This window comes from Bradyrhizobium sp., assembly GCF_036735945.1.
Taxonomy (GTDB): domain Bacteria; phylum Pseudomonadota; class Alphaproteobacteria; order Rhizobiales; family Xanthobacteraceae; genus Bradyrhizobium.
Genome location: NZ_DAINNI010000040.1, coordinates 1 through 19,131, shown reverse-complemented (window position 1 = coordinate 19,131; position 19,131 = coordinate 1). Strand labels below are relative to the sequence as shown.

Here is a 19,131-nt window from a genome sequence, read left to right as displayed (position 1 = left end):
GTCACGTCCTCTCGACCATGCGCCCGAAGAAGCCCTGCGGACGGAAGAAGATGATGAGGAGGAAGACGACGAAGATCGCCGCGTTCTGCAATTGGGTCGGCAGGATCAGGGTCGACATCTGCTGGACCAGGCCGATGGTCATGCCGCCCCAGAAGGCGCCGATGATGCTGCCCATGCCGCCGAGTACGACGCCGGCATACATCACGATCACGTATTCGAGGCCGACAAAGGGGTGGAACGGGTAGTTGGTCGCGAGCAAGCCGCCGGCGATGGCGGTGATGCCGCAGCCGAGCGCGAAGGCGACGCGGTGCGCGCGGTCGACGTCGATCCCCATATAGGTGGCTGCAGTCGGATTGTCGGCAGCAGCGCGCAGCGACTTGCCGATCCGCGAACGCGTGATCAGCAGGCTGAGCAGCGTCATGGTCACCAGAGAGACGATGGCATCGATGCCGCGCGCCTTGTTGATGAAAACGCTGATGTCGGAGGTGAGACCCAGCTCCCAGGCCGAACTCGACAGCGGCGTGCGGATCGAGGCCAGCACCGATCCGAACACGATGAGGCCGCCGTTCTGCAGGATCAGTGCGATGCCGAGCGTGAGGATGAGCTGGGCATAGTGTCCTTCGCCCTCGAGCGAGGCGGTGCGGGTGCCCGACACATGGGAGATCAGGGTGCGGTGAACGAAATAGCCGAAGACCGCGAGCACGGGGCCGGCAAGCAGGATCGCGACGAACGGCCCCACGGCGTTGCCAAAGACGGCCTGAACGCCTGCGGCGGTGAAGAGATAGAAGGCGGCATACATGCCGAGCATCATGAAGTCGCCATGGGCGAAATTGATCACGCGCATGACGCCGAAGATCAGGCCAAGGCCGACGCACATCAGGCCGTAGACCGCGCCGATCAGCAGGCCGGCGGCGAGCGCTTGCAGAAAGCCCTCCATCAGCGGCCGCTCCCCGTTATGGCAATGCTGGTTTGCTGGTTCACGATTCCCCCGAGAATTCTCTTAAGACGCTGTTCGCAAAATCTGTCCCGGCGGCTCCAGCCGGCATGAAGCGGCGATGACGCCGGCGTCGCCGAGATGCTCGCAGCCATCGATCGCCTGTTCGAGCCGGCGTGCGCGATCTTCGCCGATCACGTGCGCCGCTGCGGCGCGAAAACGGTGGCGGATTTCTGCCGGGGTCGCGGCGACGACGTCGGAAAGGCTGTGCCTGATGATCTTGCCACCGCGCAGGTGGACGGTGACGTCAGCGCCTTGTTTGGCGGGGAAGGCGGCCGTGAAGGCGGCGTCGCTCTGAAGATCGGTTGCGGCGATCAGGCGGAGAATCTCGGGATCCGCGAGGGATGGGTAGTTCTCCTCGTCGATCTCGCCGCGGACAAGCGTTGCCGACACACTGAACGGAATGCTCATCTTCGCCTGCAGCGCATTCCGGTAGGGCCCCTTGGCTTCGCAGCCGGGATAGCGAACCGCGGCGTCAGGCGCGCGAATGACGATGCGTTCGACCGATTCGGTTTCGGCAAGCTCGTGCGAGACACGGAGGGCTGCTTGCGATGCGGTCTGCGCGAAATTACAGGCTGGCGCCGGCTTGTTGTAGACGGCCATGATCTCCGCCTCGCCACCGGCGAACAGCTTGATGTCGTCAGGTGCGCGCTGTCGCCGAAAGGCGGCAAACAGGCCGGCTTCGCCTTCCAAAATGGTCTCGGAGGCGAGAGCGCCTGCTTCGGCCAGCGCGATGGCCCTGAGCGCGTTGGACGCCGCGAAGCCGGGGTGAAAATACATCTCCGAGCCGCCGCCGTGCGGCCACTCGTTGAGGCCGCTGGAAGTGTTGGCGGCGATCGCGATGGCACTCGTCGCGGCTTGCTCCGAAAGGCCCAATGCAAAGCTGCCGGCCAGTGCGGCGCCGAGCGGCGCCACCAGGCCGGTCGGGCGATACAGCCGGGCCAGGTCGGAGTTGAACAACGCGCGGCCGATCCGTGCGCCAGTCTCATAGCCGATGATGGCGGCTGCCAGCAGGGTCGTGCCGCGCAAGGGAGCCCGTTCGGAGAGTGCGAGCAGGGTCGGCCAGATCACGACGCCGTGGTGCGAGATGCTGGCCGCATGCATGTCTTCGCGCACGAGGCCGTGCCCCATCACGGCGTTGGCAAAGGCCGCATCCGCGCCAGATGCAAGCCGGGAGGTCCCGATGATGGTCGCGCCATTGCCGACAGGATGGGCCGCCGCAATGGCCTGGCGGCTCCAGGGGTGACCGCCGGCCTCGAACGCGCCGGAGAGAAAGTCGATCAGGCAAACCTTGGCCTTCGCCACCACTTCTGGATCGAAATCTGCGAACTCGAGGGCAAGCGCCGACCGCGCCATTCGTCGCGCCAGAGGTTCGTTGCCTGACACGGTCGCGCCGATCACCATCGCACCTGTCACTCCCGGAGAATGCTTGCCGATCAGCCGCGCATCTCAACGCCGGCCCATTCCTCGACGACCTTGGCAATCGACGTGAAGTCCGATGCCGCGCCAAACTTGGCGTTGGTGATTGCAAGCATCTGGCGCACCACCGCGCCGCAGACCATCGGCACGCCCATGGCCTCGGCCTCGTCGACGCAGAGCCGCACGTCCTTGTAGGAGAGGCCGGTCGCAAATCCGAAGTCGAACGTGCCAGGCAGCACGGCGCGCGGAAACTTGTCTTCGGACGCGCTGTTGCGGCCGCTGCTGGCATTGATGATGTCGATCAGGACTTTTGCGTTGACGCCGCCCTTGACGCCCATCGCCACCGCTTCCGAGGTGATCACCAGCGCCGCGGCCGCCATCAGATTGTTGGCGAGCTTGGCGGTCTGGGCGACGCCCGGCTTGTCGCCAGTGTAGAACAGCTTGCCGAAATTCTTCAGGATCGGTTGCACGGTCTCATAGGTCGCCTGCGGGCACGACACCATCACGGCAAGCGTGCCGTTGACGGCGCCCTTGATGCCGCCGCTCACGGGGGCGTCAACCAGCGTCATGCCCCTGGGCTTCAGGCCTTCCGCCACCAGCTTGGCGGCGCCGGGGCCGGTGGTCGACAGATCGACCACGATGCGCGCGCGGCTGCCGCTGCTGATGCCGTCGGGACCGAGCGCAACCGCCTTGACGATATCCGGGGTCGGCAGGCTGGCGAGCACGATCTCTGTACGGGAGGCGACATCGGCAGGCGACGTGGCCTGTTGCGCGCCGCGCTTCAGCAGTGGCTGCATCGCCTCGCTCAAGGTGTCGTAGATGACAAGCGAATAGCCCGCGTCCAGCAATCGCCCCGCCATAGGTCCGCCCATGCGGCCCGTGCCGATTACGCCGAGCGTCTCTCCCGCCATCGCCTGCTCCCTTTCGCGCGTCTCGGGTTGAGCGCGCTGTTGTTGTTCGACTTGCCGTCGCTGTTCGATTGTCGTCGCGGCACCGGTCTCGACGCCAGCCGCCGCATTTGTTCAGATTGTCAGTCAATATGTCAAGCTGAAGATTTAGAGGTCGACAGTTGGCCGCAGGTCGGCTTAAGGTTCGGAAAAACGAGGAATGCGCCCAGGTGTCGCGAAGCGAAGTTTCGAGCGTCAGCCGAACATTGGCTGAATTGGTTGCCGCCACGTCATGGGCGGATATCGCGTCGCAGCAGCACGAGGCCAAGCGCTCGATCCTGAATTTCTTCGCCACCGCCATCGGCTCGGCGCATGATCCGGCCGTCACCATCGCGTCGCGGACGTTGTCGCCGTTCAGCGGCGGCGCGACTTCGACGATCATCGGGCGGACCGAACGGCTCGATGCGATGGGGGCGGCTTTCGTCAATGCGATCTCGGCCAACCTGCTCGATTTCGACGACACCCATCCCGAAACGATCATCCATCCGGCGGCGCCGGTTGCGGCGCCCGTGCTGGCGCTCGCGGAGGCGCGCGGGCTAGCCGGCCGCGACGTTCTCGTAGCTTTCATTCTCGGGGTGGAAGTCGAGTGCCGCATCGGCAACGCCGTCTCTCCGCAGCATTATGCGCGCGGCTGGCACATCACCTCGACCTGCGGGATATTCGGCGCCGCGGTGGCCTGCGCAAGGCTGCTCGGATTATCCGCTGATGGCATTGCGAATGCGATCGGCATCGCCGCGAGCCAGTCAGCCGGCAATGTCGAGAACCTTCCGACCGCAGCCAAGAATGTCAGCGTCGGAAACGCGGCGCGGAACGGGCTGTTCGCGGCGTTACTGGCGCAGCAGGGCTATGAAGCCGCGCCACGGGCGATCGAGGGTCCGCTCGGCTGGGCGCGGGCCATGGGCGATGATCCCGATCTCGAACGTTTGCTCGGCGGCCTTGGCCGGACCTGGGAGATATCGAAGAATACCTACAAGCCGTATCCGGCAGGCATCGTGTTTCATGCCGTCATCGATGCCTGCTTTGCGCTACGCAGCCGCATCGGGCGGATCGATCAGATCGAGTCGGTGACGGTGCAGGGGTCCGCGCTGCTGCTTGCGCGCGGCGACCGGCCGGTGGGGAACGAGCGCGATGCCCGCGTCAGCATCCATCATTGCGTGGCCTGCAGCCTGCTGATCGGCGCCGCCGGGGTTTCCGAGTTCGCGCGCGACACGGTGTTCCGGCCGGATATGGCAAGATTCCGCGAGAAGGTGCGGGCGGCACTCGACAGCTCCATGCCCGATGGCGCCGCGCGCGTCAGTATCCAACTGGCATCGGGGAATATCATTGCTGAAACCGTGATGTCGCCGCGCGGCAGCCTTGCCGACCCGCTCGGCGACCGCGACATCGAAGCCAAGCTGCGCGATGGCGTGCGGACGGGCGGCAGCGACTGGAGCGCCGAACGCATCATCGAATCAGTCTGGCAACTCGACACTTGCGACGATATCGCTGGTGTGATGCAACGGGCGTCATCAAACAATCATGCTCTGCAAACCTGAAAGGACGATCCATGAGCAAAAGCGAACTGTTCGAAAAAGGCCTCAAGGTCCGCAAGGAGGTTCTCGGCGAGGACTACGTCAACAAGTCGATCGCGGGCGCCGACGAATTCACCCGCACGATGGCCGAATGGTCGACCGAGTTCTGCTGGGGCGCGCTGTGGACCCGGCCCGGAATGGACAAGCGGACCCGCAGCATCGTCAATCTGGCGATGCTCGGCGCGCTGAACCGGCCGCACGAGCTGAAATTGCATGTCAAGGGTGCGCTGAAGAACGGCCTTACCAAGGACGAGATCAAGGAAATCCTGCTCCAGGTGGCGGTATATTGCGGTGTTCCAGCCGGCATCGATGCCTTCCGCAACGCGCGCGAGGCGTTCAACGAAGTCGACGCAAAGTGATCGAGCGCCGCAGTATCGGGTGATCGCATGGCTGATCAGGAATACGAGCTATTCGCCATCCGCTATGCGACCCGCGATGCGCGGCGCAGCGATCATTTCATCGGCGGCGATCCGCACGACGGTCCGATGCCGATGGACTACTTCATGTGGCTGGCGAGAGGAGGGGGGCGTACCTTCATCATCGACACCGGCTTCAATGCGGAGGTGTCGGCGAAGCGAGAGCGGACGTTCCTGCGTTGCCCGGTGGAGACGCTCGGTGCGTTCGGCATTGATGTCAATGCGATCGAGAATGTGATCCTCACGCATCTGCATTACGATCACGCCGGCAATTTCGACCGGTTTCCAAATGCGCGCTTTCATCTCCAGGAGCGTGAGTTGGCCTACGCCACGGGCCGCTTCATGCGCTATCCGAGACTGTCGCACTCCTTCGAGGTCGAGGATATCTGCGGCATCGTGCGGCTCAACTACGCGCGCAGGGTCCTGTTCTACAATGGCGACGCCGAACTCGCTCCGGGCCTGACGATCCATGCGGCAGGCGGCCATTCGGCCGGATTGCAGTTTGTCCGTGTCAGGACCCGCCGGGGTTTCGTCGTCCTCGCCTCCGACGTCAGCCATTTCTACGAGAACATGGCGAGCGAGCGGCCGTTTACGACCGCGCTGCATATCGGCGAGATGCTGGAGGGGTTCGAAAAACTGCTCGCCCTTGCGCCCGACGAGAGCCACATCGTGCCTGGGCATGATCCGCTCGTGATGAAGCTCTATCCTGCTCCGAGCCGGGAGTTGGAGGGGATTGCGGTGCGGCTCGACGTCCCGCCATCCGGCGTGGCGCCCGTCCGCGCGGACTACCTGCCGGGGCATTAGCCATTGAGCGAGCCAATGAGCCCGTAGGCTCCTGCGTTCGCTGCGCCTATTTCTCCGAGGCGGCTTTGAGGATCGGCAGCAGCCGCGCGGCTTCGCTTTTGACGAGATCGGCCAGGGCCTTCGGTCCACGGCGGCTTTGCTCCACGCTTTCGGCGCCGAGCTCGGCCAATCGCTTTTGTACCGCTTCCTCGTTGAGCCCCTTGCTCAGGGCGTCCGCAAGCTTGTCGACAATGGCCTGCGGCGTGCCCGACGGCACGAACACCGCGTAGAACGGGGCAATGTCGAATTCGGGCAGGCCCTGCTCGTGCGAAGTCGGCACGTCGGGCAGCAATGGGCTGCGTTTCTTGGCGGCGATCGCCAGCGCCTTGACGGTTCCCGCCTGCAGCTGGCCCAGCGTTCCCAGCACCGGATCGCATTCATAGTCGACCTGACCCGCCAGCATGGCATTCAGCACCGGGGCGGTGCCGGTGAACGGAATCATCGTCGGCTTGATGCCGATCGCCGAATGAAGCAGCAGGCACCCGATATAGGATACCGAGCCGAGCCCGGCGTGCCCGACATTCAGCTTTTCCGGATTGGCCTTGGCGTAGGCGACGAATTCCTTGAGGTTGTTGGCCGGGAAATCCTTTCGGGCGACCAGCAATTCGGGATATTCGGCGGTCAACCCAATCGGTTCAAAATCCTTCTGCGGATCGTAGCCGAGGTTCGGATAGAACGCCGGCGCCAGCGCATTGGTGCCGAGATGGCCTGATAGTATCGTATACCCGTCCGCCGGCGCGCGGGCGGCGCGTATCGCTCCCGTCGTGCCGCCGGCGCCCACGACATTCTCCACCACAAATCTCTGGCCGAGGTAGCGGGAGAAGATGTCGGCGACGATGCGCCCCGTGACGTCGGCCGGCCCTCCGGCTGCGAACGGAACGATAACTGTGGCGGTTCTTGCGGGGTAGTCTTGCGACCTTGCGGCAGTTATTCCGGTCATGATTAGAAAGATCGCTGCTGCGATCAGCCGCGTCGCCATTTGGTGCCTCCCGACCATTGTTATTTTTTATGATCTTACGCTGGCAGCGGCGAGATCGTCCATCGCGTGCAATTTCGGCCAGCTTGGGGTACAGAGGTTCGCGCTTCCCCTTATTGCGAAGACAAGGATAAATCATTGAAACTGCAGGATTATCGTTTTTCCGTCGCCCCCATGATGGACTGGACCGACCGGCGTTGCCGCGTGTTCCACCGTCTGATGAGCCGGCGCGCGCGGCTTTATACGGAGATGCTGACGACCGGCGCCATCATTCATGGCGACCGCAAACGGCTGCTTGGGTTTGACGCCAGCGAGCATCCGGTGGCGCTGCAGCTCGGGGGGTCCGATTCCCGTGATCTCGCTACCGCGGCCAAGATCGGGGAGGATTTCGGCTATGACGAAATCAATCTCAATGTCGGCTGCCCGTCCGATCGGGTAAAGGACGGCCGCTTCGGCGCGTGCCTGATGGCGGAGCCGGCGCTGGTCGCCGAGGGCATCGCCGCGATGAAGCGCGCGGTGAAGATTCCCGTCACGGTCAAGTGCCGCATCGGCATCGACGACCAGGATCCGGAAGTGGCACTCGACGTGCTGGCGCGGAGCGTGGTCGCGACGGGCAGCGACGCGCTGATCGTGCATGCCCGCAAGGCCTGGCTCAGCGGATTGTCGCCGAAGGAAAACCGCGACATCCCACCACTCGATTACGGCAGGGTCTATCGGCTGAAAGCCGCGCTGCCGGATGTGCCTATCATCATCAATGGCGGCATCGGCAGCATTGCCGAGGCGAAGCAGCACCTCGATCACGTCGACGGCGTGATGCTGGGCCGGGCGGCCTATCAGGATCCCTGGCGCTTGCTCGATGTCGATCCGGAATTGTTCGGGCAAGCCGCGCCGCATGCCACCATGAAGGCGGTCTTCGAGGCGATGTTGCCTTACATCGAAGGGCAGTTGCGGCAGGGCACCAAGCTGCATGCGATGACGCGGCACTTCGTCGGCGCATTTCACGGCGTCCCCGGCGCACGCGCTTTTCGCCGCCATCTGGCGGAGAACGGCGTCAAGCCGGGCGCCAGCGTTCAGGTGTTGCGCGATGCCATCGCACTGGTCGAGGATCGCGCGACGGCCTCGATTGCGGCCTAATTAGCGGCCTGGTTAAGGGTAGCCCGGGGATCGGTTCATGAAGATCTCTTGCCCCCAGCGCCGACCGTTGCGCCCTTGCGATCCGACGATCTCTCCGTTTGTCGAACATGCCGGACGCTTGCCAGATCTCGGTCATGCCGCATTTGCCAGCAGTCTTTTCGGCCATCCGAGACAGTTTTCGTATTGTCCCAAGAATGCCATTGCTGCCGCAAAGTCCATGTTCTCAGTACACCCGGCTCCGTTCAGTGCGCTAATCGCGGGAGCGCAATCGTCTCGTGGAGCGCGGCGATTTGCCTTTTGCCTCAGAAAAAACTGTCGCTGGAGTCGTATCGCCCGGCTCAAACAGATGCGCGGCATGTTCCAAGACGTTGCGGGTCGTCTCCCTGATATGCCGCTCGATCAGCTTTGCCGCTTTCGCGGCATTGCGAGCCAGCACGGCGTCCATAATGGCCTTGTGCTCGGTTTCTTTGGGTCGCCAATGGGGACGAAACTGCGACGAGATGCGGCGGTAACGGTGCGCACGTTCGAATAGCTTGTGCCGGTATTCCAGGAGAGTAGGCGAGCCGCAGGCGCTGACGAGCGCGAAGTGAAAGGCGCCGTGCAACCTGGCCCATTCGTCCGACAGGTAATAGGTCGATCCGAGGCGGGTCTGTAGCCTGTCCATGCGATGGAAGGCGCTCAGGATATCGCCCTCCCACATATCATCGCCGCGCTCAATCGCGCGCGACATGCACTCCTTCTCAATGAGGGCGCGCACGTCGGTGAGATCCTCCAGATCCGTACGCGAAAGGGGAGTGACGATGAAACCGCGGTGATCTTCCGAGATGACCAGGCCTTCGGCGACGAGGCGCGATAGCGCTTCGCGCAAAGTCGAAAAGCTTGCCGCATATTGGTCGCGCAGTGCCTCAAACCGAAGCTTTGTTCCGGGCTTGAGTGTGCAGCCGACGATGTCGGCGCGCATACGCCGGAGTACGTCTCCCGCCTTCGTTTCGGCAGAACCAGGAGCCAAACGGCTCGTTGCGGTATGTTGCAAAGCGTCAGCCATGATAGTGCAGTCTATACCCATTTTCGTAAAATGGCAAAATTTTCGAAAATCTGTTGCCAGAAGCCTTCAGGTCCGATACCTGTCGCTTCAAGAACGCAGGGGAGGACCCGATGACGCATCTGGTGCACGCGATCGGACATCTGAAGATCAACACAAGGGTGGCGGACGAGGTGGCGCGTGAGGCCACCCAGATCCTCGGCCTGCACGTCACCCATTCGGACGATGAGTCCATCTGGTTGAGCGCCAACGGCCGGGCGGCCGAGCTTGTCCTCATGCGTGCGGACGAAAATGCAGCCCATACGATTGGCCTCGAGGCGCTTTCCGCGGACCTGGTGCGTGAGGCGGCGGATCGAGTGGAGGCGGCCGGGTGCCGCGTCGTCTCCCGCCAGCCCAGTCTTCCCTGTATAGCCGAGGGGGTCACGTTCGTGACGCCGGAGGGCTTGCGTTTCGAAATTCACAGCCCCATTCGCGACGACATCAATGGGCGTCGTCGGCCCACGACGGGTGTGGGCGCCAACCGGCTCGACCATATCAACCTGATGACGTCAAACCCCGCTGCAACCCGGCGGCAGCTTGAGGTCATAGGCGGCCTCAGGCTCTCGGAACGCATGGTCAATGACGGTTTAAGTTGGATGTATGGCGGAAATCGCCAGCATCACATTCTTGGCCTCGTCAAAGGCAAGACTGGCCTGCACCATTATTCCTTCGAGTTTCTCGAGTTCAACCAATATCTGCGCCTCGGCGACACGTTGGATCGCTTCGACAAGCAGTTGATGTGGGGCCCCGGCCGTCATCGGCCAGGCGACAACACCTACGCCTATTACGTCGATCCGAGCGGAGCGATGGTCGAATGCTCGGGTGGCATGTCGATGATCGCCGATGACGCGAATTTCACGGCCAACGTAATCACGAACCTTGAGCGGCCGGGGAATGTCCGCGTGATGAATGTCTGGGGTACGCCGGCTCCACTTGAGTGGCGGGAATTTCACTTCCCCTTCACTGCACTGGGCTCAGGCCCGGCTTGATATTTTTTCCGATTGGCGGTCACTGCGTTAGGAATTCGGCCCATGCAACACAAACTCAGCTTTTCATCCGACGATCTCAAGCTGTCTGCGGTGCTGCACGTTCCGGACAGGCCGCGCGCAGGAGAGCGGTTGCCGGCATTTATCGTCCTGCACGGATTTGTCGGATCGAAGGACGAGTCCCACGCCGAAATCCAGGCGCGCATGCTGGAGGAGATGGGTTACGTAGCGCTGCGTTTTGACTTCCGATGCTGTGGGGAAAGCGAAGGCGAACGCGGCCAAGTTCGCTGCTTCGACCAAGTGACCGATACTAAAAACGCGCTGACGTTTCTTGCCGCGCGCGAGGAGGTCGATCCCGCCCGTATCGGTGTAATCGGGCATAGTTTTGGTGCGGCTGTGGCCGTCTACACGACCGGTGTCGATAGTCGCGTTGCCTGCGTCATTTCCTCCTGTGGCTGGGGCGATGGAGAGCGCAAGTTCCGCGGACAGCACCCGACGCCGGAGGCGTGGGCGCGTTTCACGGGCCTTTTGGAGCAGGGCCGCAAACAGAAGGCCGAAACCGGCAAGAGCATGTGGATTTCACGCTTCGATGCGGTCCCGATTCCCGAGCATCTGCGCAAGAATCTCTCCCCCAAAGCCATTATGGAAATCCCGGTTGAAACGGCCTGGAGCATGTACAATTTCAGGGCCGACGACGTCGTCGCTGATATTGCGCCGCGTCCGATCCTCTTCCTGCACACGGCAAACGACACCATCACACCGACCGAGCAATCGATCCGCATGTTCGAAAAGGCCGGGCAGCCGGCCGAGTTGGTGCTGATCACGGGGACTTCGCACTTTCCCCTTGCCGAGAAAGACGCGCCGCGCACGAGGGCCATCATCAAGGGGTGGCTGGAAAAGTTCTTTCCGACGCCATTGAGTGCGGTCGCGTAAGGGTTGTGCGATGACCACGTCATCGAGCGAGCGGCGCGTCAAGCGAGAGTCGCTTCTTCAAGTCGCAAAGGACCTGTTGAGAGGCGGCGGGTTTTCCGCCGAGCAGGCGTCGCAGACAGCCGACCTTTTGATCTGGGCGAACCTGCGCGGTATTGACTCGCACGGAGTGCTGCGAATCCCGCGCTATGTCGAAATGTGCGCACTCGGCCTGATCAACGTGGCCGCGGTACCACGGGAGGTCGCGGGCAGAGGAGCCATCCGCGTGATCGATGCGGGCCGTGCGCCGGGTGCACAGGGCATGAACCTCGCCGCAGCCACTGCGGTCGGTCTCGCCGAGACGCATGGCATCGGCTGGTGTGCCGTTCGCGCGATCAGCCATGCGGGTGCGATCGGCTATTACGCCGAACACGTCGCGCGCCGCGGCTTCGTCGGTATCGTCATGACGGCGTCCAAGCCGCTCATGGTCTATTACGGCGCAAAGGGCGAAGCGGTTTCCACGAACCCACTTGCGATTTCCGCTCCAACGGCGGATGCGGAGCACCCGCTCATACTCGACATGTCGACCGCTGCTGTTGCCCTCGGCAAGATCATGGCGGCCAAGGATAGCGGGCTGCCGATACCTCTCGGCTGGGCGGTCGACAAGAACGGGTTCGAAACCACGAGTCCCGCGGCGGCGAAGGCGGTGTTGCCGATGGCGGGGCCTAAAGGTTCGGGCCTGTCGCTCATGATCGAGGTTCTTGCAAGCGTAATGAGCGGCAATCCTCTGATCTCCATGGCTTTGAAAACCGGCAATGACCCGGGGGTCAATGGACTTGTCGCAGCGCTCGATCCGGCGGCGTTCGGGACCTCACTTCCGCTCGGCGCTGCGGTTCAGGAACTGTGCGACGCCATCAAGGCGCTGCCGCCAGTCAACGAGACGGAGCCCGTTTTGCTGCCCGGCGAACGCAGCCTCGAAACCATGAGGACGCGTCTACAAGAAGGCATTCCCGTCGCAACAGGAACGCTGAAGCGGCTTGCTGAACTGGGTGGGAAGCTCGGTGTGAACACATCGGTGATCGCGCCCTAGGCGCACTCGCACGTGAATTGATTGATAAAGCCCACGCAGATTGGGCCATTCGGGAGGTTGTCATGTCAGGATTTCGTCCGCGGTTTAGCCGGAGGCAGATGTTAGCTGCCGGGCTTTGCAGCCTTGTCGTGCCGGCTTGGGCGCAGCAAAATTATCCCAACCAGCCCATCCGTCTGTTGCACGGTTTTGCCCCAGGAGGTGCTGCCGACACGCTCTCCCGGATCATTGCGGAGGGTCTGCAGAAGAAGCTCGGACAGCCGGTCGTCGTTGAGGCCAAGCAAGGGGCCGGCGGCAACATCGCGGCTGACGCTGTCGCCAAGGCGCAACCCGACGGCTACACGCTTGGCCTCGTCACGGGCGGCCATGCGATTTCCGCTGCGACCTATAAGAGCCTCAATTTCAAACCGGTCGACGACTTTGAAATGATCTCGACCCTTGTCTATTACTCGCTCGTCATTGCCGTACGTGCGGACAACCCTGCCAAGACGCTCGCCGATCTGCTTTCCGGGGCGAAGGCGAAGCCGGGAGCCCTGAGCTTTGGTTCGGTCGGCTTTGGTAGCACGCACCATCTTGCCGGCGAACTGCTCGCTTCCGAGGCGGGAGTCGAGTTGGTGCATGTCCCTTATCGTGGCGATTCCCAGGCGATCACCGCGCTGCTTGGCGGCGATGTGCCGATGATCGTTGGTACCGCTGTGCTACTGGCGCCGCAGATCGAAAGCCGTGCCGTCAGGGGACTGGCGGTGACGTCACCGACGCGAATTGCCCTGCTGCCCAACGTGCCCACCGTCGACGAAGCCGGGCTCCGTGGTTACGACGTGCGAACATGGGCGGGTCTGGTAGCTCCGAAGGGCACGCCGTCACAGTTGATTGCGATGCTGAATGGCGCTGTCCAGGAGTTGCTCAAAGAGCCGGACATCCGCAAGCGCCTGGAAACAGCAGTCGGCGGTGAAGTGCGCAGCAGCACGCCAACGGAGATGAAGGACCTCGTCACGCGTGAGATCGCCAAGTGGAAGACGGTAGTCGAGCGGGCGAAGTTACCGCGCATCTAGATCGCCCGCGACCCAATTGGGCTTGCAGGTTGTCGATGGAGACCGACACCGGAACGCACTTCAATCGGCCGTCGTCGATCATGGCCGGTATACTTCGCGTTGTTTCCTCTAGCGGCCGGAGTACGGTTATCAATGTGCCCTTGTATCGCACGTTGGCAACACCAATGTTGCCGCGCCGACCGGTCAGGTCAAGTGGATGCTGCTCATGTCTGAGACAATAGCTCGGGTCTGATCCGAGGACGGACTTTACTGTGGCGATGATTGACGAACTCGAATGCCCCGCGCATGTGCGCCAGCGCTTTACCGTCGGCTACTGACAGGCCTTTCTATCGACCTGTCAGCATCTGCAGCAGGAGTGACCGCAGCATTGCATGTTGTAGAGCAAGGTGGATTGATAACTGATCGGATCGCACAGGGAGATCATAATGGCGGCAACCATGCCAGCACTCTTTCTCGGACACGGCAGTCCGATGAATACGCTTGATGACAACGGTTACACGCGGGCGTGGCACAGGCTGGGAAAGGCCTTGCCGCGCCCCCGTGCCCTGCTGGTGGTGTCGGCGCATTGGTTCATCGGTGCGACCGCCGTGACCGCCATGGCCCGTCCGCGCACCATTCACGACTTCTACGGCTTTCCCGATGAACTGTTTGCCTTCGACTATCCCGCGCCCGGCTTGCCGGAACTGGCCGGCGAAGTGGCCGAGGTCGTCAAGCCGCACTGGGTCGGCGCCGACCGTGACCAGTGGGGCCTCGACCACGGCACCTGGAGCGTGTTGGCGCATCTCTTCCCGAATGCCGACGTCCCGGTTGTGCAGTTGTCCATCAATGCCCTGAAGCCGCTGGATTACCACCTTGACCTTGCCGCCGGGCTGAACCAACTGCGCAAGCGCGGGGTGATGATCGTTTCAAGCGGCAACGTGGTCCATAACCTGCGCCGCATCGAGTGGAACCGCCCGGACGCCGGCGCCGACTGGGCGCAACGCTTCGACGACATGGTCGCCCGTCAAATGACCGAGGCGCCCGCCGACATTCTCAAGTCGATCGAACATCCCGACTTTGATGTGGCCGTACCGACGCCCGACCACTTCATCCCGCTTCTCTACACCGCCGGGTTGGCTGCGGCGGAAACAGACGCGAAGGCCTTGCTGCGCGGCTACGCCATGGGATCGCTGTCGATGACCTGCTACGGCGTCGGCATGAAGGACGTGCCTTGTGAAGAAGGCGACGGCGCCGCCCCACTGCCCGAGGGCGTTCCGCCGGATCAAACCAACATCTAAATTAGTTCGCGGCCGCGCGGGCGCGCTTGCTGTTGGACGCCATCGCTTCCGGATAGCCGTGCAGCATCAGCTTGTCGGCCCGAACGCCCCAGCTCTCCAGGCGATCCAAAAAGCTCATGCCGAGCAGGTTGGTCCTCAACTGTCCGCGTGGCACGACCAGCGCCGGGACCGATTTCTCGACCAGTCCGCCGACCGAAAGACGGTCGATCGTCAGCCGCGCCGCCTTGGTGTGACCGCCGGCGGTTTCGAGCTCGACGTTATATTCGAGCATCTCGATCGGCAGGCCGATCGCCTTCGCGGTTTCCCAGGTCAGCACCACCGAGGTTGCGCCGGTGTCGATCACCATCGGCGCCTTGACGCCGTTGATCCTGGCATGCAGCGCGAATTCGCCGGCCTTGCCGCGCGCGATCTGCACGGCGGGCGGCGGCTCCAGGCTGTGTTGCCGCAGCATTTTCGCGACCGTGTTGCCGGCGCGCGCGATCTTGGCGGGATCGCCATAGGCGACGACGGCGCCGGCCGTTCCTGCGAGCATCGCGATGACGAGCAGGACGCGAATCATCGGACGCCTCCCACGGGGTGTTCCAGGATTCGTCGCAGGATCAGCTGCGCGCCGGCCATGGCGCCACCGGCTCGAGGCCGGCTTGCGCCATCCGCGCGGCAAGCCCTTCCATCACCGCCAGCCGCTCCGCCGTGGCCATGCTGTGCCAGCGCGCGATCTCCGGCAACGTTCGTCCGCAGCCGAAGCAGAGTTTGGTCTTGGGGTCCATCATACAGACTGCGATACACGGCGTTTCTTTGCTCATGCCTTGATAGTGAAACGGTTTGAGTCCCCAGTGCAAGCGCTCCAGTTACAGGCCGGTGCCGGCGTTCATGATCGGCTTGCGGCGCGGCCGCCGCTTGTCGTCGGCGCCGGTGATGGCCGGTTCCGGCTGCAGCGGCGGCGCTTCTTCCTCGGCCATCGGCGCCAGCGCGCTCATCACGCGCTCCGGCGGAAAGGTGACGATGACTTCGGTGCCAATGCGCAGTTTCGACTTCAGCGTAAAGGTGCCGCCATGCATGTCGATCAGGCTCTTGGCGATCGGCAGACCGAGGCCCGCGCCCTGTTCGGCCGATTTGATCGAGTTCGAGCCCTGGCCGAACGAAGCCAGCACGACCGGAATTTCGTCCTCGGCAATGCCGGAGCCGGTGTCCTTGACGCTGAGATACTGGCCGCCGGAAGCGGTCCACCCGACCTTGAGCCAGATATCGCCACCCGGCGGGGTGAACTTGATCGCGTTGGATATGAGATTGAGCACGACCTGGCGCGTGGCGCGCTCGTCGCCCCAGATCCGGGGCATGCCTTGCTCGAACACCTCGTGGATGGTGATGCCGCGGCTGGTGGCGCGCAGTTTCAGCAGGTGATGGCAGTCGGCGACGACATGTACCAGCGACACCGCTTCCTCATTGAGCTCGTAGCGGCCGGCCTCGATCCGCGACAGATCGAGAATCTCGTTGATGAGGTTGAGCAGGTGGACGCCTGAATTGTGGATGTCGGCGGAATATTCCTTGTAGACCGCGACCGCATGGGCGCCAAAGATCTCGCTCTTCATCACCTCGGAGAAGCCGAGGATCGCGTTCAGCGGCGTGCGCAGCTCATGGCTCATCTGCGCCAGGAAGCGCGACTTGGCGACGTTGGCGGATTCGGCGCGGTGCCGCGCTTCGTCGGAGATGGCCTTGGCCTGTTCTAGCTCGCCGATCAGCGCGTCCTTTTCGGCGCGCGCCTCCAGCGTCGCCAGCGTCGTCGAATGGAGTTGATGGGCGAGCAGCGCGAAATAGGCTTCGGCCGCGACCGCAAGCAGCGCCAGCGCGTAATTGTCGAAGGTGCCGCCCAGCACGAAGTTGAGCGCGATCGCCGCGGTCACCGGCGCGGTCGCCGCCACCGCCGCGATTGGCAGCGTCGCCGCCAGCATGCTCGACACCGCGATCACCAGCAGCATCAGGAACATCATCATGGTGTTCGAGACGGTGTCGAGGCCGGCCGGATGGAGCAGGATCGCGGTCCAGCACAGGCCGTAGAGCAGGTCGAGCAGGACGAAATGGGTTTGCCATTTGCGCGTCGCCGCGAGCGTGGGCTGCTCGCCGAGGAAGCGCTTGCAGTTGCGGATGATGGCGGCATGGATGCAGAGCATGCCGACGGTCCACACCGCGGCCGGCACCGCATACTTCCAGAGGCCGAACAGAACGCCGGTTGCGACCACCAGCAGCATCACGACGAACGAGGCCGATACCCGGGTCTGGGCGTATTGCCGGAGCAGTTCGGTGTCGAATGCGGGGCGCGTTCCGCTGGTTGACGTTAACCGATCCCGCGCCTCGCGCACCCGTTGTGCCGCCACGCGCCGCGTGTTCACCGGTGGTGCCGCCGGCGCTTCAGCCGGAAGCTGGACAACCTCGGGCTTTTCTGCGGGGTTACTCATCAAACAACACAAATCCTGCCCGCGAACTGCGCGGGCTTTTGCATCGTCTATCTGTGCAGCCAAATCCTTAAGCGATGACTTAAAGCGCTAAAAATTCTCGTTAAGGGGAAGTTAAAATTAACCAGTGAGGTTGAGGGAACCCCCGCTTCTATCGGGACAAGAAGCGGGGACCGTCGTGCTTGCCTTAACCTGTTTCCTTAACTCATCGCTCGAGGCGGGCGAGCAGGCTGGAGGTATCCCAGCGCTTGCCGCCCATCTTCTCGACCTCGGCGTAGAACTGGTCGACGAGGGCGGTCACGGGCAGGTTGGCGCCGTTGCGGCGCGCCTCCGCGATGCAGATCGAGAGGTCCTTGCGCATCCATTCCACCGCGAAGCCGAAATCGAACTTGCCGTCGTTCATGGTCTTGTAGCGGTTCTCCATCTGCCAGGACTGCGCGGCGCCCTTCGAGATGGTCTCGATGACGGCGGCAACGTCGAGCCCGGATTTCTTGGCGAAATGAATGCCCTCCGACAGGCCCTGAACCAGGCCCGCGATGCAGATCTGGTTGACCATCTTGGTGAGCTGCCCGGCGCCGGCCGGTCCCAGCAGCTTGCACATCCGCGCGTAAGCGCCGGAAATGATCGGCTCTGCGGCGGCATAGGCGTCTTGCTGGCCACCGCACATCACCGTCAGCACGCCGTTTTCGGCGCCGGCCTGGCCGCCGGAGACCGGCGCGTCGATGAACCTGAAGCCGGCCTTGGTGGCGGCGGCATCGAGTTCGCGGGCGACGTCGGCGGAGGCGGTGGTGTGGTCGACGAATACGGCGCCTTTCTTCATGCCGGCGAAGGCGCCGTCGGGGCCGATCGCGACGGCGCGGAGGTCATTGTCGTTGCCGACGCAGCACATCACGAAATCCTGGCCTTCGGCCGCGGCCTTCGGGGTCGGTGCGGCGCGACCGCCGAACTTGTCCGCCCATTGCTTCGCCTTGGCTCCGGTCCGGTTGTAAACGGTCACCTCGTGGCCGCCTTTTTTCACCAGATGTCCTGCCATGGGGAAACCCATCACGCCGAGACCGAGAAAAGCGACTTTAGCCATGTGTATTACCTTGGAGTTTTCGCCGGCGACGTTTGGCCGGCCGGGCGGTTTTTGGAAGGGCCGCACCATAACCGCTGCGCAGGGGAGGGCAACGCCTTCGTTTGGCCTGCGGGGCCCGTTTCGTGCTAGGATACCGGCTCAAATAACCTCACAAAAAAGGGAGTGAGATCGCATGGGCGTCAGTGTGGGCGTGCTCGATCATTTCAACATCCGGACCCGTAACCTTGCCGACACGGTGCGGTTCTACGAGGACGTTCTGGGCCTGGAAAAAGGCGCCCGGCCGAACTTCGCCTTCCCGGGGGCGTGGATGTACAGCGAGGGCAAGGCGGTGGTGCACCTCGTCGACATCTCCAGGACCGACGAGGCGCAAAAGCCCGATTCCGGCGTCGTCCACCATGTCGCCTTTGCCAGCTTCGGTTTTGACGGCATGAAACGGCGGCTGGAACAGAAGGGCATGGAATACGATTCCCGCCAGGTGCCGGGCGGCGACCTCTGGCAGATCTTCGTCAATGACCCCAACGGCGTCATGATCGAGCTGAACTATGAGGCGGCCAAGGAGCAGTCGGCCACAGCTCCCGCTGAGCGGCGGGACGACGTGGGAGCAAGGTAGCCTTTTGCGCTGAACCGCTTTATTGGGAACGCGGCCTTGAGCTCCGGATTGGATCCGGAGCCATTGGGGCCGCGTCAGGAACGCGCGCCGTGGCAACAGAGTAGGGCCGGTTCTTGACGTGAGCCGCAGGGGCTTCAGGAGATGCGCGAGTGAGCGTGACGCAGCAACAGGTTCTCGATTCCCTCAAGCAGGTGGCATCGCCGCGCGGCGTGCCGCTGACCAACGCCAACGTGCTGTCGGCGATCTCGGTCACCGACGGCAAGGTGTTCTTCTCCATCAATGTCGATGCCGCCGAGGCGCG

The 19,131-nt window shown here is 63.1% G+C and carries 20 protein-coding genes; 11 read left to right on the top strand and 9 right to left on the bottom strand.

What is annotated here, in order from left to right:
- Window position 1 precedes the first annotated feature (1 nt).
- The 3 genes from V7E26_RS15445 to V7E26_RS15435 form a co-directional block, all read right to left on the bottom strand.
- Window positions 2–937 (bottom strand): branched-chain amino acid ABC transporter permease, encoded by a 936-nt coding sequence (locus V7E26_RS15445; protein ID WP_324417461.1) that lies wholly within the window; start codon window positions 935–937, stop codon window positions 2–4.
- Window positions 938–1,000: 63 nt separating this feature from the next.
- Window positions 1,001–2,410, bottom strand: a complete 1,410-nt coding sequence (locus tag V7E26_RS15440) for an MmgE/PrpD family protein (protein ID WP_324417460.1) — start codon at window positions 2,408–2,410, stop codon at window positions 1,001–1,003.
- Window positions 2,411–2,430: 20 nt separating this feature from the next.
- Window positions 2,431–3,393 carry an NAD(P)-dependent oxidoreductase gene (locus V7E26_RS15435; RefSeq protein WP_324417503.1) on the bottom strand — a complete coding sequence of 321 codons (963 nt, stop codon included), beginning with the start codon at window positions 3,391–3,393 and terminating at the stop codon, window positions 2,431–2,433.
- 173 nt (window positions 3,394–3,566) lie between these two features.
- Here V7E26_RS15435 and V7E26_RS15430 point away from each other — a divergent pair, with 173 nt between their 5' ends.
- Genes V7E26_RS15430 through V7E26_RS15420 form a run of 3 tightly spaced genes read left to right on the top strand, consistent with a single transcriptional unit; the run spans window position 3,567 to window position 6,151 of the window.
- The gene (locus V7E26_RS15430) at window positions 3,567–4,895 is read left to right on the top strand and encodes an MmgE/PrpD family protein (RefSeq protein ID WP_324417458.1); all 1,329 of its coding nucleotides are present in this window, start codon (window positions 3,567–3,569) and stop codon (window positions 4,893–4,895) included.
- An 11-nt stretch (window positions 4,896–4,906) separates the two neighbouring features.
- The gene (locus V7E26_RS15425) at window positions 4,907–5,290 is read left to right on the top strand and encodes a carboxymuconolactone decarboxylase family protein (protein WP_324417456.1); all 384 of its coding nucleotides are present in this window, start codon (window positions 4,907–4,909) and stop codon (window positions 5,288–5,290) included.
- 27 nt (window positions 5,291–5,317) lie between these two features.
- The gene (locus V7E26_RS15420; protein WP_324417454.1) at window positions 5,318–6,151 is read left to right on the top strand and encodes an N-acyl homoserine lactonase family protein; all 834 of its coding nucleotides are present in this window, start codon (window positions 5,318–5,320) and stop codon (window positions 6,149–6,151) included.
- Window positions 6,152–6,197: 46 nt separating this feature from the next.
- Here the strand turns inward: V7E26_RS15420 and V7E26_RS15415 are convergent, their stop codons facing one another.
- Window positions 6,198–7,130, bottom strand: coding sequence for a tripartite tricarboxylate transporter substrate-binding protein (locus V7E26_RS15415; RefSeq protein ID WP_324417451.1), 933 nt, complete (start codon window positions 7,128–7,130; stop codon window positions 6,198–6,200).
- A gap of 174 nt (window positions 7,131–7,304) precedes the next feature.
- Here V7E26_RS15415 and dusA point away from each other — a divergent pair, with 174 nt between their 5' ends.
- A complete protein-coding gene (dusA, locus tag V7E26_RS15410; protein WP_324417449.1) occupies window positions 7,305–8,300 on the top strand; it encodes a tRNA dihydrouridine(20/20a) synthase DusA in 996 nt (331 codons plus the stop codon).
- 250 nt (window positions 8,301–8,550) lie between these two features.
- Here dusA and V7E26_RS15405 read toward each other — a convergent pair whose 3' ends face one another.
- Window positions 8,551–9,345: a GntR family transcriptional regulator gene (locus tag V7E26_RS15405; RefSeq protein WP_324417447.1), complete on the bottom strand. Its 795-nt coding sequence runs from the start codon at window positions 9,343–9,345 to the stop codon at window positions 8,551–8,553.
- Between the two features lie 110 nt (window positions 9,346–9,455).
- Here V7E26_RS15405 and V7E26_RS15400 point away from each other — a divergent pair, with 110 nt between their 5' ends.
- From V7E26_RS15400 to ygiD, 5 genes are all read left to right on the top strand, one after another.
- On the top strand, window positions 9,456–10,370 hold the full coding sequence (locus V7E26_RS15400; protein WP_324417445.1) for a VOC family protein: 915 nt from the start codon (window positions 9,456–9,458) through the stop codon (window positions 10,368–10,370).
- 42 nt (window positions 10,371–10,412) lie between these two features.
- Complete coding sequence (locus V7E26_RS15395) at window positions 10,413–11,300, top strand: alpha/beta hydrolase (RefSeq protein WP_324417443.1); 888 nt, start codon at window positions 10,413–10,415, stop codon at window positions 11,298–11,300.
- Between the two features lie 10 nt (window positions 11,301–11,310).
- Window positions 11,311–12,366 (top strand): Ldh family oxidoreductase, encoded by a 1,056-nt coding sequence (locus V7E26_RS15390; RefSeq protein WP_324417441.1) that lies wholly within the window; start codon window positions 11,311–11,313, stop codon window positions 12,364–12,366.
- Between the two features lie 62 nt (window positions 12,367–12,428).
- Window positions 12,429–13,415, top strand: a complete 987-nt coding sequence (locus V7E26_RS15385) for a Bug family tripartite tricarboxylate transporter substrate binding protein (protein ID WP_324417439.1) — start codon at window positions 12,429–12,431, stop codon at window positions 13,413–13,415.
- Between the two features lie 425 nt (window positions 13,416–13,840).
- Window positions 13,841–14,692, top strand: coding sequence for a 4,5-DOPA dioxygenase extradiol (gene ygiD, locus V7E26_RS15380; protein WP_324417437.1), 852 nt, complete (start codon window positions 13,841–13,843; stop codon window positions 14,690–14,692).
- Between the two features lies 1 nt (window position 14,693).
- Here ygiD and V7E26_RS15375 read toward each other — a convergent pair whose 3' ends face one another.
- The 4 genes from V7E26_RS15375 to V7E26_RS15360 form a co-directional block, all read right to left on the bottom strand.
- A complete protein-coding gene (locus V7E26_RS15375) occupies window positions 14,694–15,251 on the bottom strand; it encodes a TIGR02281 family clan AA aspartic protease (RefSeq protein WP_324417435.1) in 558 nt (185 codons plus the stop codon).
- 40 nt (window positions 15,252–15,291) lie between these two features.
- Window positions 15,292–15,495 carry a DUF1289 domain-containing protein gene (locus V7E26_RS15370; protein ID WP_324417433.1) on the bottom strand — a complete coding sequence of 68 codons (204 nt, stop codon included), beginning with the start codon at window positions 15,493–15,495 and terminating at the stop codon, window positions 15,292–15,294.
- A 45-nt stretch (window positions 15,496–15,540) separates the two neighbouring features.
- Window positions 15,541–17,145, bottom strand: coding sequence for a sensor histidine kinase (locus V7E26_RS15365; RefSeq protein ID WP_324417431.1), 1,605 nt, complete (start codon window positions 17,143–17,145; stop codon window positions 15,541–15,543).
- Between the two features lie 202 nt (window positions 17,146–17,347).
- On the bottom strand, window positions 17,348–18,289 hold the full coding sequence (locus tag V7E26_RS15360; RefSeq protein ID WP_324417429.1) for an NAD(P)-dependent oxidoreductase: 942 nt from the start codon (window positions 18,287–18,289) through the stop codon (window positions 17,348–17,350).
- Between the two features lie 103 nt (window positions 18,290–18,392).
- Between V7E26_RS15360 and V7E26_RS15355 the strand changes: the two genes are divergently transcribed.
- Window positions 18,393–18,830 (top strand): VOC family protein, encoded by a 438-nt coding sequence (locus V7E26_RS15355; RefSeq protein ID WP_324417427.1) that lies wholly within the window; start codon window positions 18,393–18,395, stop codon window positions 18,828–18,830.
- A 149-nt stretch (window positions 18,831–18,979) separates the two neighbouring features.
- Window positions 18,980–19,131 (top strand): iron-sulfur cluster assembly protein (locus tag V7E26_RS15350; protein WP_324417501.1); only part of this gene is annotated, 152 nt, incomplete at its 3' end.